Source organism: Bosea sp. RAC05 (assembly GCF_001713455.1).
Lineage (GTDB): Bacteria > Pseudomonadota > Alphaproteobacteria > Rhizobiales > Beijerinckiaceae > Allobosea.
The window spans coordinates 1,376,263-1,392,090 of the sequence record NZ_CP016464.1 but is presented as its reverse complement, the minus strand read 5'-3'; the positions used below and the strand labels follow the sequence as shown (position 1 = coordinate 1,392,090).

Annotated in this window: 19 protein-coding genes; 7 read left to right on the top strand and 12 right to left on the bottom strand. The window is 66.1% G+C overall.

The features are described 5' to 3' along the window. Positions 1-11: 11 nt before the first annotated feature. From kdpC to BSY19_RS10050, 6 genes are read right to left on the bottom strand one after another with little or no spacing between them, the layout of a single operon-like run. Positions 12-602, bottom strand: coding sequence for a potassium-transporting ATPase subunit KdpC (gene kdpC, locus BSY19_RS10070; RefSeq protein WP_069054052.1), 591 nt, complete (start codon positions 600-602; stop codon positions 12-14). 11 nt (positions 603-613) lie between these two features. Further along, on the bottom strand, positions 614-2,656 hold the full coding sequence (kdpB, locus tag BSY19_RS10065) for a potassium-transporting ATPase subunit KdpB (protein ID WP_069054051.1): 2,043 nt from the start codon (positions 2,654-2,656) through the stop codon (positions 614-616). Between the two features lie 8 nt (positions 2,657-2,664). Then, positions 2,665-4,356: a potassium-transporting ATPase subunit KdpA gene (gene kdpA / locus BSY19_RS10060; protein WP_083247516.1), complete on the bottom strand. Its 1,692-nt coding sequence runs from the start codon at positions 4,354-4,356 to the stop codon at positions 2,665-2,667. Between the two features lie 15 nt (positions 4,357-4,371). Further along, positions 4,372-4,461, bottom strand: a complete 90-nt coding sequence (gene kdpF / locus BSY19_RS10055) for a K(+)-transporting ATPase subunit F (protein WP_069054050.1) — start codon at positions 4,459-4,461, stop codon at positions 4,372-4,374. Between the two features lie 8 nt (positions 4,462-4,469). Then, on the bottom strand, positions 4,470-4,781 hold the full coding sequence (locus BSY19_RS27515) for a hypothetical protein (protein WP_150129565.1): 312 nt from the start codon (positions 4,779-4,781) through the stop codon (positions 4,470-4,472). Beyond that, positions 4,778-4,999 (bottom strand): hypothetical protein, encoded by a 222-nt coding sequence (locus tag BSY19_RS10050; protein WP_069054049.1) that lies wholly within the window; start codon positions 4,997-4,999, stop codon positions 4,778-4,780. Before BSY19_RS10050 ends, BSY19_RS27515 begins: the two co-directional genes overlap by 4 nt. Positions 5,000-5,057: 58 nt before the next feature. On the opposite strand from BSY19_RS10050, the gene BSY19_RS10045 reads away from it, so the two are divergent. Beyond that, on the top strand, positions 5,058-5,312 hold the full coding sequence (locus tag BSY19_RS10045) for a hypothetical protein (protein WP_069056977.1): 255 nt from the start codon (positions 5,058-5,060) through the stop codon (positions 5,310-5,312). Positions 5,313-5,463: 151 nt separating this feature from the next. On the opposite strand, the gene BSY19_RS10040 is transcribed toward BSY19_RS10045, so the two are convergent. Then, positions 5,464-6,246, bottom strand: a complete 783-nt coding sequence (locus BSY19_RS10040; RefSeq protein WP_069054048.1) for an IclR family transcriptional regulator — start codon at positions 6,244-6,246, stop codon at positions 5,464-5,466. A 152-nt stretch (positions 6,247-6,398) separates the two neighbouring features. On the opposite strand from BSY19_RS10040, the gene BSY19_RS10035 reads away from it, so the two are divergent. From BSY19_RS10035 to BSY19_RS10010, 6 genes are all read left to right on the top strand, one after another. Then, the gene (locus tag BSY19_RS10035; RefSeq protein ID WP_069054047.1) at positions 6,399-7,061 is read left to right on the top strand and encodes an amino acid ABC transporter permease; all 663 of its coding nucleotides are present in this window, start codon (positions 6,399-6,401) and stop codon (positions 7,059-7,061) included. Further along, positions 7,058-7,708: an amino acid ABC transporter permease gene (locus tag BSY19_RS10030; RefSeq protein WP_069054046.1), complete on the top strand. Its 651-nt coding sequence runs from the start codon at positions 7,058-7,060 to the stop codon at positions 7,706-7,708. The genes BSY19_RS10035 and BSY19_RS10030 overlap by 4 nt, the downstream gene beginning before the upstream one ends. Next, the gene (locus tag BSY19_RS10025) at positions 7,695-8,426 is read left to right on the top strand and encodes an amino acid ABC transporter ATP-binding protein (protein ID WP_069054045.1); all 732 of its coding nucleotides are present in this window, start codon (positions 7,695-7,697) and stop codon (positions 8,424-8,426) included. Before BSY19_RS10030 ends, BSY19_RS10025 begins: the two co-directional genes overlap by 14 nt. 39 nt (positions 8,427-8,465) lie before the next feature. Beyond that, positions 8,466-9,248, top strand: a complete 783-nt coding sequence (locus tag BSY19_RS10020; RefSeq protein ID WP_069054044.1) for a transporter substrate-binding domain-containing protein — start codon at positions 8,466-8,468, stop codon at positions 9,246-9,248. Positions 9,249-9,354: 106 nt separating this feature from the next. Then, entirely contained in the window at positions 9,355-10,395 is a 1,041-nt protein-coding gene (locus BSY19_RS10015; protein WP_069054043.1) for a succinylglutamate desuccinylase/aspartoacylase family protein, read from the top strand. Then, complete coding sequence (locus BSY19_RS10010) at positions 10,392-11,333, top strand: threonine ammonia-lyase (protein ID WP_069054042.1); 942 nt, start codon at positions 10,392-10,394, stop codon at positions 11,331-11,333. The genes BSY19_RS10015 and BSY19_RS10010 overlap by 4 nt, the downstream gene beginning before the upstream one ends. 35 nt (positions 11,334-11,368) lie before the next feature. On the opposite strand, the gene BSY19_RS10005 is transcribed toward BSY19_RS10010, so the two are convergent. From BSY19_RS10005 to BSY19_RS09985, 5 genes are read right to left on the bottom strand one after another with little or no spacing between them, the layout of a single operon-like run. Then, on the bottom strand, positions 11,369-12,256 hold the full coding sequence (locus tag BSY19_RS10005; RefSeq protein ID WP_150129564.1) for an NAD-dependent epimerase/dehydratase family protein: 888 nt from the start codon (positions 12,254-12,256) through the stop codon (positions 11,369-11,371). Between the two features lie 13 nt (positions 12,257-12,269). Further along, on the bottom strand, positions 12,270-13,055 hold the full coding sequence (locus BSY19_RS10000; protein WP_069054040.1) for an ABC transporter ATP-binding protein: 786 nt from the start codon (positions 13,053-13,055) through the stop codon (positions 12,270-12,272). Positions 13,056-13,062: 7 nt separating this feature from the next. Continuing rightward, positions 13,063-14,055, bottom strand: a complete 993-nt coding sequence (locus tag BSY19_RS09995) for an ABC transporter substrate-binding protein (RefSeq protein ID WP_069054039.1) — start codon at positions 14,053-14,055, stop codon at positions 13,063-13,065. Between the two features lie 56 nt (positions 14,056-14,111). Then, a complete protein-coding gene (locus BSY19_RS09990) occupies positions 14,112-14,936 on the bottom strand; it encodes an ABC transporter permease (RefSeq protein ID WP_069054038.1) in 825 nt (274 codons plus the stop codon). Next, positions 14,933-15,784 (bottom strand): IclR family transcriptional regulator, encoded by an 852-nt coding sequence (locus BSY19_RS09985; protein WP_069054037.1) that lies wholly within the window; start codon positions 15,782-15,784, stop codon positions 14,933-14,935. Before BSY19_RS09985 ends, BSY19_RS09990 begins: the two co-directional genes overlap by 4 nt. Between the last annotated feature and the right edge of the window lie 44 nt (positions 15,785-15,828).

Genomic DNA, 15,828 nt, shown 5'->3' with positions numbered 1-15,828 from the left:
CAACCAGAGCATCAGCGCGCGAGCCTGTCGAGCGCGAGATTGAGGGCCAGCACATTGACCCGCGGCTCGCCGAGGACACCAAGCAGCGGCGGCTCGACCTGCTCCTGAACGAGGCGGCGCAGGCTGTCCTCCGGCAGGCCGCGGGCCTTCGCGACGCGCGCCACCTGGGCGAGCGCCGCCTGCGGCGAGAGGTCGGGATCGAGGCCCGAGCCCGACGCCGTCACCAGATCGGCCGGCTGCGGACCGCCACCCAATGCGGCGACCCGGTCGATGATCGCTGTCTTCAGCGTTGCGGAGCCCGGCCCGAGATTGGAGCCGGTCGAGTTCGCAGCGTTGTAGGGGCTGTCCACGGTCTTGGATGCATCCTGCGGATCGGGCGCGGAGGTCGCCGAGGGGCGGCCATGGAAATAGCGATCCGATGTGAAGGACTGGCCGATCAGCGCCGAGCCGATCACGGCGCCGTCCTTCATCACCGGCGAGCCGTTTGCCTTGGCCGGAAACACGGCCTGGGCGACCCCGGTGACGGCGAGGGGATAGGCGGCGCCCGTCAGGACGCTGAACAGGCCGAGCAGGACGAGCGAGGGACGCAGATAGGAGGTCATGATCTCTCTCCTCAGGCGAGGTGGAGCAGGTCGACGATCAGGTCGATCGCCTTGATGCCGATGAAGGGCACAATCAGCCCGCCAAGCCCGTAGACGAGCAGGTTGCGGCCGAGCAGCGAGGCCGCGGAGGCCGGGGCATAGCGCACGCCCTTCAGCGCGATCGGGATCAGCGCGACGATGACGAGCGCGTTGAAGATGATGGCCGACAGGATCGCCGATTGCGGGGTGCCCAACCCCATGACGTCGAGCACCGCCAGGCCCGGATAGGCGGTGACGAACAGCGCCGGCAGGATGGCGAAATACTTGGCGACGTCGTTGGCGATCGAGAAGGTCGTCAGCGCGCCACGCGAGATCAGGAGTTGCTTGCCGACCATGACGATCTCGATCAGCTTCGTCGGGTCGCTGTCGAGGTCGATCAGGTTGCCGGCCTCCTTGGCGGCGGGCGTGCCGGAGTTCATGGCGACGCCGACATCGGCCTGCGCCAGAGCAGGCGCGTCGTTGGAACCGTCGCCGCACATCGCCACCAGCCGGCCGTCCGCCTGCTCCTTGCGGATCAGCGCGAGCTTGGCCTCCGGCGTCGCCTCCGCCAGGAAGTCGTCGACACCGGCTTCCGCCGCGATGGCCGCCGCCGTCAGCGGATTGTCGCCGGTGATCATCACCGTGCGAATGCCCATGCGGCGGAGTTCCGCGAAGCGCTCGCGGATGCCGGGCTTCACCACATCCTTGAGATGGACGACGCCGAGCACGTCGTTGTCGCGCGCCACCACCAGCGGCGTACCGCCCGAGGAGGCGATCTTGCGCACCGCCTGCTCGACGGTGGCCGTGAGCGCGCCGCCGGTGAGCTTCGCCATCGTGTCGGAGGCGCCCTTGCGCAGGGCGCGGCCGTCGGGGAGATCGACGCCGGACATGCGGGTCTGGGCGGTGAAGGGCACGAAGACGGCGCCCTGCCCGGCTGAGGCATCGAAGCCGAAGCGCCTGGCGGCGAGTTCGACGATCGACTTGCCCTCCGGCGTGTCGTCCGACAGCGAGGCCAGGAAGGCGGCCTCGGCGAGATCGCGCTCGCTGATGTTGGCCGCCGGCTCGAAGGCATGGGCCATGCGGTTGCCGAAGGTGATCGTGCCGGTCTTGTCGAGAAGCAGCACGTCGATGTCGCCGGCGGCCTCGACCGCGCGGCCGGATTTGGCGATGACATTGGCCTTCACCAGCCGGTCCATGCCGGCGATGCCGATGGCCGAGAGCAGCCCGCCGATCGTGGTCGGGATCAGCGTAACGAACAGCGCCGCGAGATAGATCACCGGCAGCGTCGTCCCCGACCAGGAGGCGAAGAAGGGCAACGTCACCACGACGAAGAGGAAGACCAGCGTCAGCGCCGCCAGCAGGATGTCGAGCGCGATCTCGTTGGGGGTCTTCTGGCGCTTGGCGCCCTCGACCAGCGCGATCATCCGGTCGAGGAAGGTCTCGCCCTGGCGGGCGGTGACGCGCACCACGAGCCAGTCCGACACCAGCCGCGTACCACCGGTGAGCGAGGAGCGGTCGCCGCCCGATTCACGGATGACCGGGGCGGATTCGCCGGTGATGGCGCTTTCGTCGACCGAGGCGACGCCCTCGATGATCTCGCCATCGGTCGGCACGATGTCGCCGGCCTCGATCAGGATGACCTCGCCGGGCTCGACGAGCTCGACCTCCTTGGTGCCGTAGACGACGCGGTTGGCCGGATCGACCAGCACTTTGGCCAGCGCCGAGGAGCGGGTCGAGCGGAAGGCGTCGGCCCGCGCCTTGCCGCGCCCTTCCGCGACGGCCTCGGCGAAGTTCGCGAAGAGCACGGTGAACCACAGCCAGATCGCGATCTGCAGGCCGATCCAGAAGACAGGCCCCCCGGTCAGTCCCTCGCGGATGACGAGGACCGTGGCGAGCACGCAGACCAGCGCCGTCGAGAAGATGACCGGGTTGCGCGCCAGGCTGCGCGGATCGAGCTTGCGGAAGGCCTGCAGGATCGCAGGCCTGAGGATGACGGGCGAGAACAGGCCCATCTCGGTGGGAGCATGCTTGCTCATGGGGACCTCTAGAAGCTCTGCCCGGCCCGGATCGAGACGTGTTCCGCGATCGGGCCCAGAGCGAGGACGGGGAGGAAGGTGAGCGCGCCGACGATCAGGATCGTCGCCACCAGCAGCGTGACGAAGAGCGGCCCATGGGTGGGGAAGGTGCCGGCCGTCTCGGCCGCGGGGCGCTTGGCCGCGAGGCTGCCGGCGATCGCCAGGATTGGGATGATGTAACCGAAGCGACCGAGCATCATGGCGATGCCGAGGAAGCTGTTGTGCCAGGGCGTGTTGGCGGTAAAGCCGGCGAAGGCCGAGCCGTTGTTGCCCGTCGCCGAGGTGTAGGCGTAGAGCAGCTCCGAGAGCCCGTGCGGGCCGGCGTCCTGCACCGCGCCTTGAGCCTGGCCGGTCGCGATCGCCAGCGAGGCGAAGACCAGGATGCCCAGCGGCATGACCAGCAGGGTCAGCGCCGCCAGCTTGATCTCCTTCGCCTCGATCTTCTTGCCGAGATATTCCGGCGTGCGCCCGACCATCAGCCCGGAGAGGAAGACCGTGATGATGACGAAGAGCAGCATGCCGGTCAGGCCGACGCCGACGCCGCCGAACACGACCTCGCCGAGCTGGATGTTGAGCATCGCGACGAGCCCGCCGAGCGGCGTGAAGGAATCGAGCATCGCATTGACGGAGCCGTTCGAGGCCGCCGTCGTCGCCGCCGCCCAGAGCGTCGAGGCGAGGATGCCGAAGCGGACCTCCTTGCCCTCCATGTTGCCGGCGGTCGGATCAATGAGCCCGGCATGCAGCGGGTTACCCAGCCGCTCGGCGCCATAGATCGCGGCAAAGCCGGCGAGGAACAGCACCGCCATGGCGGCAAACAGCGCGCGGCCCTGTCGGCGATCCCCGACCAGCCGGCCATAGGTGAAGCAGAACGCGACCGGGATCAGCAGGATCGAGATCGTCGTCAGCAGGTTCGACAGCGCATTCGGGTTCTCGAAGGGATGCGCCGAATTGACGTTGAAGAAGCCGCCGCCATTGGTGCCAAGCTGCTTGATTGCGATCTGGCTGGCGACCGGGCCGATCGCGAGGCTCTGCTTGGCGCCTTCCAGCGTCGTGGCGTCGAACGAACCGGCAAGTGTCTGCGGCAGGCCGAGCGCGACGAGCACGAGCGCCAGGACGAGCGCGGCCGGCAGCAGGATGTAGAGCGTGGTGCGGGTCAGATCGACCCAGAAATTGCCGAGCACGCGGGTCTGCTTCGCGGCGAAGCCGCGCGCGACGGCCGCCGCGACCGCCGCGCCGCTGGCGGCGGAGACGAAGTTCTGCGTCGTCAGGCCGAGCATCTGGCTGAGGTTCGAGAGCGTCGTCTCGCCACCATAGGACTGCCAGTTGGTGTTGGTGACGAACGAGATCGCCGTGTTGAAGGCGAGATGCGCCGGCATCCCGTCGAAGCCCTGCGGGTTGAGCGGCAGCAGGTTCTGGTAGCGCAGCATCAGGAACAGCAGCGCAAAGCCCGCCGCGTTGAAGGCGAGGAGCGACAGCGCATAGGCCTGCCAGCGCTGCGGCTGCGGCCTGGTCTCGCCGGTGAGGCCAAGGATGGCGTTTTCGAGCGGCGCCAGGAACTGCGCCTCTCCGGTGAAGACGCGGGCCATGTAGTGGCCGAGCGGCAAGGCGAGGGCCAGCAGCAGGGCACAGAGGATCACGAACTGGACGAGGTCGAGGGTCATCAGCCGGTCCCCCGTTCAGAAGGATTCGGGGCGCAGCAGCGCCTTGAGCAGATAGGCCAGCAGCAGCACCGCCACCGTCAGCCCCAGGATGATGTCGAGCGGCATGACGCGCCTCACAGCCGCTCAGTGGCGGAAACCGCGAGGCCCGCCAGCCCGAACAGCGCAAGGCCGCCCAGAAGGAAGAGGAAGTCGATGATCATGGCGATGCTCCGATCGTGCGGTCGATCCGAGCTAGGGGCGACGCCCGTAAGGCCGCCATGTCGAATGAGAGGGCGAGACGTAAGGTTTGCGTAAAGTGATGCGGCGCGCGCCACGCCGACGGATCCGATTGATCGTTTCCCGGCTGGATCGTCCGCTCGGCTCTCAGCGCCGTTGAAGCGCGATCGGGGATGCCATGAGCGGCGGTGCGACAGCAGCTCGCTCAAGGCTCCTCATCGGTCGCCATGGGCCGCGCGCCGTGAGAAAACAGGCCGCGAAGATAGCCGCGCGACACAGATCGATCGGCATCGACCATGAGCACAGTGAGATCGTGAAGCAGCGCCCGAATCGCAGCGCGCTCGCTGCCGTGTTCGGCGATCAGATCATCGATCTCGCACTCGATTTCCGTGGCCGGATCGGTGTCTTCCTGCCGTTCTGCTGACATCGCTTGCGCCTCTCAAAATGAGAACGTAATAAGAACATCAATGCAGGAGAGTCAAGCCGTGGCCACCGTCGATACGTTCTTCATCCAGCCGTTCAGGACGCACCGGAAGCGGCTCGTGCCGGGGCAGCGGGTGCTCGCCAAGACGAAGCATCATGCCCTGCGAGACGGCGAGCGCCTGGGGCGAACGGCGGAGGGGTTGGCGGTCATCCACGTTTCCGCAGACGACGAGACCGGCGAGGTCAGCGCGCTGGATGTGCTGGCGCGGCACGGCCTGATCCCCGAGGAGTTCGAGGAGCAGATCCGGGCGCTTTGATCTGCCCCAACCGACCTGCCGCCCCGCGGCAAAAAGATCCACCGGAACAATCCGAGGCGGGCTCGAGCGATGGCGCTTGCCGATCGCAACACGCTGGATGCGCCCATGAGAACCCGGCGATTTTATCTGCGCGGGGCCCGATCTGGTGGAATCACAAGGCGAGTTGCGCGCCCGCCTCACTGCAAACCGCCTTCAGCGTTTCGAGAATTGCCACTTCGTCCGTGACCCAGCCGTGCCGCTGGAGCGAGGGCACCAGGATCGCCGCTTCGGCATGCCCGGCCGGCCCGATGACCGGGCAGGCGATATCGGTGACCGCCATGATGTCACGGCTTGGGGCGATGCGGTGACCGAGCGCTCTGATCTCGCCCAGGACTTGCTCCAGCGCGGGATCGTCGAGCCGCTCGTGGTCGGCGGGGCTGCCGTCCCGCATCAGCGCCCGCCGACGGGTTTGCGACTGGAAGGCCAGAATGAGCAGGCCGGAATTGGCTTCCAGAGCGGGGCGGCCATAGCCTGGTCGGACGGTCACCGTCGCATCGAGATGGCCCGACGTCGTGGCGATGATGACGGTCTGCCCGCGGCTCAGCACGACCAGATGCGCCGCCTGGCCGCTTTCCTCACTGAAGCGCTCCATCAGAGGCAGCACGATCGAGGTCAGTTGTCGTCCGCGCGGCGTCCTGATGCCGAGATCGAAGAGACGGCGCGACAGCGCCAGCCGATCGGTGCCCGCCTCGCGCACGAGATAGCCGCGCTGCTGCAGGACGAAGACCATGCGAAAGATCTCGCCCTTGGAACGCTCGAGACGCTCGGCAATGGCGCGCGTCGACAGGGGCTCGCCGGCCTCTGCCAACAGCTCGAGGATATCCAGGCCCTTCTCCAGTGCCGGTGCGGCGTAGGTGGTTTTGTCCTCGCCGGGCGGTTCGAGAAACTCAGTCATGTCACCCTGTTTCATATATGAAGCTTGACATCAAATAAGAAGCCAATCTAGCCTTGCCGTAAAGAGGGGCTAATGGCACTGCTTCCGACCGTCCAGTCCAGGCATCTCAGGCCGCCTGCCGCGCCGCCGCGAACCCCACAGGGCGGCGCACGATGAAATATGGGCTCCAGTTTCGCGACGTCTTTGCGGCCTGGGAGTCCCTTCTCGACGGCGTCTGGATCACGCTGCTGCTCTCGGCCTGCGCCATGCTTGGCGGCCTCGTCATCGGCGTCTCCTGTGCAGCGGCGCGGGTCTACGGGCCGGCCTGGCTGAAGCGCATCGTGACCGCTTATGTCGAGGTCATCCGCAACACACCGCTGCTGGTCCAGCTCTTCCTGATCTTCTTCGGCCTGCCGAGCTTCGGCATCCGGCTCGACGGCCTGACGGCGGCGATCATCGCGCTGGTCATCAACCTTGGCGCCTACACGACCGAGATCGTCCGCGCAGGCTTCGAGGCCGTGCCCAAGGCGCAGGTCGAGGCCGGTCATTCGCTTGGTCTCTCGGGGCTGCAGGTCTTTCGCTATGTCGTGGTGTTCCCGGCGCTCAAGGCGATGTTTCCGGCGCTCGCCAGCCAGTTTGTCCTGCTGATGCTGGCGACGAGTGTCGTCTCGCAGATTTCGGTGGAGGATCTGTTCCACGCGGCCTCGATCGTGCAGTCCCGCACGTTCCGCGACTTCGAGGTCTACACCGTGATCGGCGTGCTCTATCTCGGGCTCGCCTTCGCCTTCCGCGGTCTGTTTGCCGGGGTCTATTACTGGGCGTTCGTCAGGCGATGATCCGGACCTTCTCCTACATCGACGTGATGTATCTGGTCGCTGCGGCCCGCTGGACGCTGGCCCTGACCGCAACGGCCTTCGCCGGCTCGGCCCTGCTCGGCTTGATCCTCGCCATCGCCCGCATCTCGCCGATCGCGCCGCTGCGCTGGCTGGTCGCGACCTATATCTGGATCGTGCAGGGCACGCCGCTGCTGGTCTGGCTCTTCCTGATCTTTTTCGGCCTGCCGCTGATCGGGATCTCGGTGAACCCCTGGCTCGCCGCGGCCGTCGCCTTCTCGATCTATGGCAGCGCCTTCCTGGGCGAGATCTGGCGCGGTGCGCTGGTCTCGATCGCCAGGACGCAATGGGAGGCAGGCGCCTCACTCGGCCTGTCGACGGCCCAGCAGCTGCGCTACGTGATCGTGCCCCAATCGATCCGGATCGCCATCCCGCCGACGGTCGGTTTCCTGGTCCAGCTCATCAAGAACACCTCGCTGGCTGCGACGATCGGGCTGGTCGAGCTGACGCGTGAAGGCCAGCTCACCGCGGCCGGCACCTATCAACCCTTTGCGGTCTTCATCACCGTCGCCTGCATCTATTTCGCCCTCTGCTTCCCTCTGACCCAATGGAGCCGCTCGCTCGAGCGGAGGCTCGATGTCGCTCGTTGAAATCCAGGGGATCAACAAGAGTTACGGTGCAGTGCCCGTGCTCAAGGATGTCTCGCTCGACATCGCCAAGGGCGAGGTCGTGGCGGTCATCGGGCGCTCGGGCTCGGGCAAGAGCACGCTGCTGCGCTGCATCAACGGGCTGGAGCCGATCCAGGCCGGAACCATCAGCGTCGACGGGGTGCGGGTCAACGATCCCAAAACCAACCTGCGCAAGCTCCGGCAGGAGGTCGGCATCGTCTTCCAGAGCTTCAACCTGTTCCCGCATCTGTCCGTCAGCGAGAACATCACCCTGGCGCCGCGCGTGGTGAAGAAGCAGCCGCCCGAGGAAGCCCGTGAGCTCGCGCGTGAAGTGTTGCGGCGCGTCGGCCTCGAGGACAAGCTCGACGCCTTCCCCGCGCAGCTCTCTGGCGGCCAGCAACAACGTGTCGCGATCGCCCGGTCGCTGGCGATGCGGCCCAAGCTCATGCTGTTCGACGAGGTCACCTCCGCGCTCGACCCCGAGCTGACCGGGGAGGTTCTGAAGGTGCTCGAATCCGTGGCGCAAGAGGGCATGACCATGATCCTCGTCACCCACGAGATGGGCTTCGCGCGTCGTTTCGGCTCGCGCGTCGTCTTCATGCATGAAGGCCGAATTCACGAAGAGGGTCAGGCTGCGGCGGTGCTCGCCGAGCCCAAGACGCCGGAACTGCAGACCTTCCTCAGTGCGGTCCTGCACTGAGGAAGCCACCAACCTGCTGCTCAACGAGGGGAGACAAACATGCGTTCATTCTTCACGGGCCTGGCCGCGCTGGCCATCGCCGTCGTCGGCTCCGCGGAAGCCCGAGCCGACAAGCTCCAGGACATCCTGTCCAAGGGTGTCGTCCGCATCGGTGTGCCGCTCGACGCACCGCCCTTCGGCTCGCAGGACGCGAACCGCAAGGCGATCGGCTTCGACATCGAGATGGCCGAGATGGTGGCAAAGGGCCTCGGCGTGAAGCTCGAGATGCAGCAGATCACAGGCGCCAACCGCATCCCGTTCCTGCTCACAGACAAGGTCGATATCGTGATCTCGGTGATGGGGCTGACGCCGGAACGGGCCAAGCAGATCCAGTTCACCGCGCCCTATGCCAACACGTTCCTGGCCGTTTATGGGGCGAAGTCCTCGACCGTCAGCAGCCCGGAGACGATCGGCTCGGCCCGGATTGCCGCCGCCAAGGGCACGACCCAGGAACTGGCGATCAGCGCTTCCGCGCCGAAAGCGAACCTGATGCGCACCGAGGACGACGCGACCGCCGCAGCCGCCTACATCACCGGCCAGGCCGATCTTCTCGCCACCAACAGCATCGTCGCGCAGGCGCTCGCCAAGCAGAACCCGGGCAAGGAGTTTGAGCGCAAGTTCACCATCCGACGCAGCCCGGCCCATATGGGCGTGCAGATGGACCAGCATAACCTCGTGCGCTGGCTCGACGGCTTCATCTTCTTCAACACGATGAACGGCGAGCTCGACCGCCTGCACCGGAAATACCTGGACATGCCGATGGATCCGCTGCCGACGCTTTGAATTGAACCAACGCCGGCCGGGCGCGAAAGCGCCCGGCTTTCTCCCTTTCGAACACAGGTGACCGGAGTCCCGGCTCCGTACCCTTTGTCATGCCCGCGAGCCCGCCATGAGCCCCACACGCCCAAAGCCCACGCCGCGACCCTCCAGCGCCTTCCTGACGGTGGATCCGGAGCGCGAGGGCAAGCAAACCGGCTTCCTGATGATCCCCCATTCGCCCGACGACGACGCCTGGGGCGCGACGCGTGTTCCCATCGCTGTCATCAAGAACGGCTCGGGTCCGACCGCCATCCTCGAAGGTGGCAATCATGGCGACGAGTATGAGGGCCCGATCACCATCTGCGACATGATCCGCGATCTCGATCCCGGTCGTGTCCAGGGCCGGCTGATCCTGATGCCGGCCAACAACGTTCATGCCGTCATCGCCGGTAAGCGCACCTCGCCGATCGATGGGCTGAATTTCAACCGCACCTTCCCGGGCGATCCGCGCGGCACCATCACCCAGCAGATCTCGGCCTTCGTCAGCGACCATATCCTGCCGCTCGGCGACGCCTTCCTCGATCTGCATTCCGGTGGATCCTCGCTCGACATCATCCCCAGCGCGATCGTCGAGCCGACCGACGACCCGGCGCTGCACAAGCGCAATGTCGCAGCGGTGCAGGCGTTCGACGCGCCCATGACCGTGGTGATCAGCAATCTCGGCGAACCCCGAACCGCGACGGCCACCGCATGCCGTGCGGGGCTCGTCACGGTCGGCACCGAGATGGCTGGTGGCGGCACGGTCTCACTCGATGCCTTGCGGGTCTGCCGGCGCGGGGTCGCCAATGTGCTCGATCATCTCGGGATCGTCTCGCGCGACGCGCCGGAGCCGCGGCGCGGTGACGGCGTTGTCCTCGAGCTGCCTGGCACGGCGGCCTATGTCTATGCCTCCGCGGACGGCGTTTTCGAACCCTTCCATGCCAACGGGGACAAAGTCAGCGCCGGCCAGCCGGCTGGCCGCATCCATTGCACCTGGGATCCGACCCGCCCTCCCGATCTGCTGCACTATGCCGCTGACGGCATCCTCTACGGTCGTCGGCAGCCCGGCCGGGTCAGGCCGGGCAACTGCTGCCTGATCGTGGCAGCTCCCTATCGAGGAGCCCTGTCGTGATCGACCTGGCCGACATCGAAGCCGCACGCCTGCGGATCGCACCCCATATCCGCAAGACGCCGACGCTGGCTTACACGCAGCTCAAGGACGGTGGCGCGGGCGGCATGTCGGTGACCCTGAAGCTCGAGCTGCTGCAGGCGGCCGGGTCGTTCAAGGCGCGCGGCGCGATGAACCGCCTGATGACCCTGAGCGAAGGCCAGCGGGACCGCGGCATCGTCACCGCCTCGGGCGGCAATCACGGGCTCGCCATCGCCCGCTCGGCGCATGTTCTCGGCGCCCGGGCACAGATCTTCCTGCCGTCGAACGTCGTTCCCGACAAGGTGGCGAAGCTGAAGCAATGGGGCGCATCCGTCGAGATCGTCGGCGCTGTCTGGGACGACGCCAATGCGGCCGCCCTGGCGTTTGCCGAAAAGACCGGCGCGACCTATGCGCATCCGTTCAGCGACCCGGTCGTCGTGGCCGGGCAAGGCACGCTCGGCCTCGACGTTCTCGACGACATGCCGGATGTCGACGTCATTCTGGTCGCCATCGGCGGCGGCGGACTCATCAGCGGCCTCTCGACGGCGGTGAAGGCCAGACGGCCCGCAACGCGCATCATCGGCATCGAACCGGTCGGATCGCCGACTTTGCATGCCTGCATCCAGGCCGGCAGGCTGGTGGCGCTGGACCGGCTGGAAACGCGCGTCGCGACGATGTCGTGCCGACAGACGGACCAGGCGATCTTCGAGGTCGTGCGCGACAAGGTGGATGAGATCATCCTGGTCAGCGACGAAGAGATGGAAAGTGCGGCCCGCCAGCTCTGGTTCGAGTTTGGCATCGGCGCCGATCTTTCGGGCGCGGCGGCCCTCGCCGCGCTGAACTCGGGACGGGTGACCATCGCGCCGGGGTCCCGGGTCTGCGCCCTGGTTTGTGGAGCCGGCACGGACGGCATGTCCTGAGGTTGTGCTTCGCGCCATGGCAATGAGTCGACGGCCTAGACGAGGCCGTCGATCATTTGATCGATACCGCCCTCCATCTTTGTATGAGGCGTGTAACCCAGTGCCGCTTCCAATCCATCGTTCGCGAAATCCCAAGCTGACGGTGGTGTCTGTGCACTTTGAGGGATCGTCGTCAGTGAAGGATATCGCTGCTTCAGATGGTCCGCCGCTTCTCTCATGAACCGCTTGTCGCCAACGACATTGAAGACGTGGTGACCAGAGAGTGGAGCCGTGACGGCACGCGCCGCGACCTCAGCAGCGTCTCCTATCCACGTCCAATCAATCGGTTGAGGAAAATCCGGGTAGAAGAGGCGCGGCACCCCACTGACCGCCTGTTCGACCAAGGTCTGGATCGCCCGCCATCCGCGCGCACGTCCCGGGCCATAGACGGAGCCGTAGCGAAGCCCAATCAGCGTCATCTCGGGCGTATCGGCGACGCAAGCGCGAGCGAGATGCTCGCAGAATGCCTTCGTCGCGCCATAGACGCTGGCCGGACGCGGCGTGGTCGCGTCGCCCGCACGGGTGTCGGCATCGCCTAAGGCCGCAACGGAGCTCGCATAAACAACGCGTCGCGCGCCGCAAGTCTGCGCGGCGGAGAAAACAACAGCCGTGCCCAGCGCATTGACCCGTGTGGCCGCTACGATATCAGCCTTGGAGTCCAGGGTCAGCAACGCAGCAAAATGAATAACGACATCGGGTTCGAATTCTGCAAAAGCCGAGTCAACATCATTATCATCTGCGATATCGCAACTTCGAAAGTCTATTCCTGCCGGAAGCACATGCTCGCCTCGATCAAGTGCCATGATCCGGTGGCCGTCGGCAGAGAGCCTCAGCCCGCACGCAAGGCCGAGAAACCCCGCTCCTCCGGTGATGGCGATGCGCATGGCCACCAACGCTCTAGTATTTGATGACGCCAAAGCGCCGGAACGCGTCGTGTATGCGGTCGGAATAGGTATTGAAGCTGGGATAATCGCCGAGATGGGCCGGCCGGGGCCGCGGCAGGTCGATGGCGATCTCGTCGACCACGCGTCCGGGCGTGGGCGACATGACCAGCACACGGTCCGACAGTCCGATCGCTTCCTCAATCGAATGGGTGATGAAGACCACGGTCTTGCCCGTTTCCAGCCAGAGCATCTCGAGGTCGTGCCGGATCTGCGTCCGGGTGATCGCATCCAGCGCGCCGAAGGGCTCGTCCATCATCAGAACCGACGGATCATGGATCAGAGCCCGTGCAATCGAAACGCGTTGGCGCATCCCGCCTGAAAGCTGCTTGGGATAGCGGTCCACCGCGTGACTGATGCCAAGTTTGGCGAAGAGTTCGAGCGCGCGTGTCTTGGCCGGGCCGATCGGCAGGCCTCGAAACTCGGCCTGCAGCATCACATTGTCCAACGCAGTCCGGAAATCGAGCAACAGATGGTCCTGGAAGACGATGCCGATATCGGTCAGCGGCGCGGTTAGCACCTTGCCGTCGACGAGCAGTTCGCCGCCGCTCACCGGGATCAGCCCTGCCGCCATCAACATGAAGGTGCTCTTGCCGCAGCCGGACGGTCCGATCAGGCTGACGAACTCACCGCTCCTGATGTCGAGGTTCAGACCATCGACGGCTGTAAAGCCGCCGAAGGTCTTGACGATGCCGCGCCCCGTTATGGACGCAGCCGTGCCAGTGCCGGCAGCGACAGTCATGCCATCCTCACGAGCAGGACGGGCCCGAGGCCGGCAGCAGTTCAGTGCTGTAGTAGTCGGTGATCGGCTTGTCCTTGGGCAGCCCGAGGAACTGGGTCAGCAGGTCATAGCTGACCGTCCAGTTCTTCTCAGGCACTTTGCCGAGCGACGTCGCCCCCGGCGCGCAGAGCAGCTTGTTGACGACGTCGAACTGGGCGAGCACCTGCGCCTTCTTCACCGCCGGGAACTGCGCCACGACGGCGTCGGCCGCGGCATCGGGGTTCTTCCGCGCCGCATCCCACCCCTGCAGGCTCGCCTCGACGAACTTCTTGTACAGCTCGGCATCGGCCTTGATCCGGTCGTCGCGGGCGATGATCGAAAGGCCGACCGTCGGCACACCAACGTCGCGGTAGAAGATGTCGGTCACCTTGAAGCCACGCTCGCGGATCTGGATCGAGTGGAAATCGGCGCCGCCCAGGATCGCATCGACCTTCTTTTCGAGAAGCGCGCCGACGAAGGCTGCGGGGTCGATCGCGATCACGTCGACCTTCGACTTGTCGATCTGGTTGCTCGCCAGGATGGCCTCGAGCAGGATCGTCTGCGCCGTGCCGGGCTGCACGGCGACCTTCTTGCCGGCGAGATCCTTCGGCGTAGCGATGCCGCTCTCTGCCAGCGAAATGATGGCGAAGCCGTTGGTCTGCAGGATGGGCGCAATGATCTTCACCGGGGCCCCCTTGCTGCGCAGCTGCATCGCAGCCGGCGCGTCGGCGAAGCCGACATCGGCCTGGCCGGTTGCGACCATCTGCGCCGTGGTGCCGGAGCCCTTGCCTTCCTCGATGGTGAGGTTGATGCCCGCCTTCTCGTAGAGCCCCATCTGCTTGGCCATCATGAACCCGGCATTGGGCGCGGCCGCCAGGAAGTTCAGGGTGATCTTCATCGGCTTTCCGCCAGCCTGGGCGAAGCCCTGGCTCGTGCCCAGCGCGAGCATGGCGACGGTGGCGATCAGTGTGCGTCTGTTCATGGTCGTGATCCTCCCGGATGTCCCGGTTGAGCCCGGGTTGTGATGATTGCGGTGGTTCAGGTCTTGCGCTGCCAAGGCATCAGCAGCACCTCGAGCCCGTCGACGAGGTAGCTGAACAGGATGCCGACGAGGCTGAGCGCAACGAGGCAGGCGAAGATCAACGGCATGTCGAGGAAACTCGTGCCGCGCAGCAGAAGGTAGCCGAGCCCCGAATTGGCGCCGACGAACTCGCCGACGATCGCGCCCGTGGCAGCGAAGACGGCCGAGACCTTGAGCCCGGAGAAGATGTAGTTGAGCGCGGCCGGCACCCGCACCTTGCGGAAGGTGTCCCAGCGCGTCGCGCCCATCGAGCGGGTCAGATAAAGCACGCGCTCGTCGAGTGCGCGGAAGCCGGTCATGCTGGCGACCAGCGTCGGGAAGAAGCAGAGCAGGAAGGTCAACAGCACCTTCGGAAACAGGCCAAAACCGAACCAGACGACGAAGAGCGGCGCGATCGCGATTTTTGGCACCAGCTGGAAGAAGACGATCACCGGATAGACCGCCTTCTCCAACAGCCTGACCGAAACGATGATGTAACCGAGCGGGATCGAGATCACCGCCGCCATCAGGAAGCCGAGCACGATCTCGTTGGCGGTGACCAATGTGTGCTGGAAGATCAGGGCGCGATCGGTCCACAGCCGCTCGAAGAAAGCGCTCGGCACGGGCAGGATGTATTCAGGCACGCCGGCCAACGGGACGAGCCACTCCCAGGCGAGCAGCAGCACGGCGAAGCTCGCCAGCGGCCAGGCGATGGCGGATGCCAGCGTGGCCAGCCGGCCGGGGGCGGCATCGGCGTGGCCGGCTGCGCGCGCCGTGGGGGCGGGTGCGACGTCGTTCGTCATGCGCTGGTTCCCACGGGATGGGCGGCGTCGGCCTGCTGTCTGGCGACAGGCTTCGCCGGCACCTGCATCTGCCGGCGCCGCAGCGGCCAGATCTCGGCCATCTCGCGGGCCGCCTCCTGCAGGGCCAAAGCCATCTCCTCGCGCCGCGGCTCGCTCATGCGCGAGGATGGGCCCGCGACACTGAGCGTGCCGGCAACGGGCGCATCCTCCGCGGGACCGGCGCGAAAGACTACCGCCATCGCGACTGTGCCGATCTCGCCCTCCTCGACGGCGAGCGCCCAGCCTCGACGGCGGGTTTCCACGAGATGCTTCCGCAGCATGTCGACATCCATGATGACATTGGGGCCAGCGCGCTCGCTCGCCGCGAACCCGCGCGAGCAGACGATCCGAAGGGCCTCCGCCTCTGGCAGGGATGCGAGCCAGGCCTTCCCGGTCGCAGTCGCGTGCAGCACGATCCCGGCCCCCATCGGCGGGTCGTAGCGCAGTCCCGCCGTGGCGCCCTGGGCACGGGCGATCCAGACGAGATCCTCGTCTTCGACCACGGCAAGCCGGCAGTATTCGCGGGTCCGCCGTGCGAATGCGTCGAGAACGATCTGGCCGACATCCGGAAGGCCGCGAAGGTCCAAATCACGGAAGGCGAGCTGCGCCAGCTTGAGGGACAAGCCATAGGCGCCTGTTGCGGCATCCTGGCTGACGAAGCCGCGCTCGACGAGCGTCGCCAGAAGTCGGTGCGTCGCGCTGACAGGCAGATCGAGGCGGCTCGCCAGGATGCTGAGATCCACCCCGTCAGGCTCGCCCGATAGGGATTCCAGCACCTTCAGCGCACGCTCCACCGCTGCGATCGTCACGCACCGCCCTCCGACTTCATGAAATGGAAATTGTTTCCATTTCG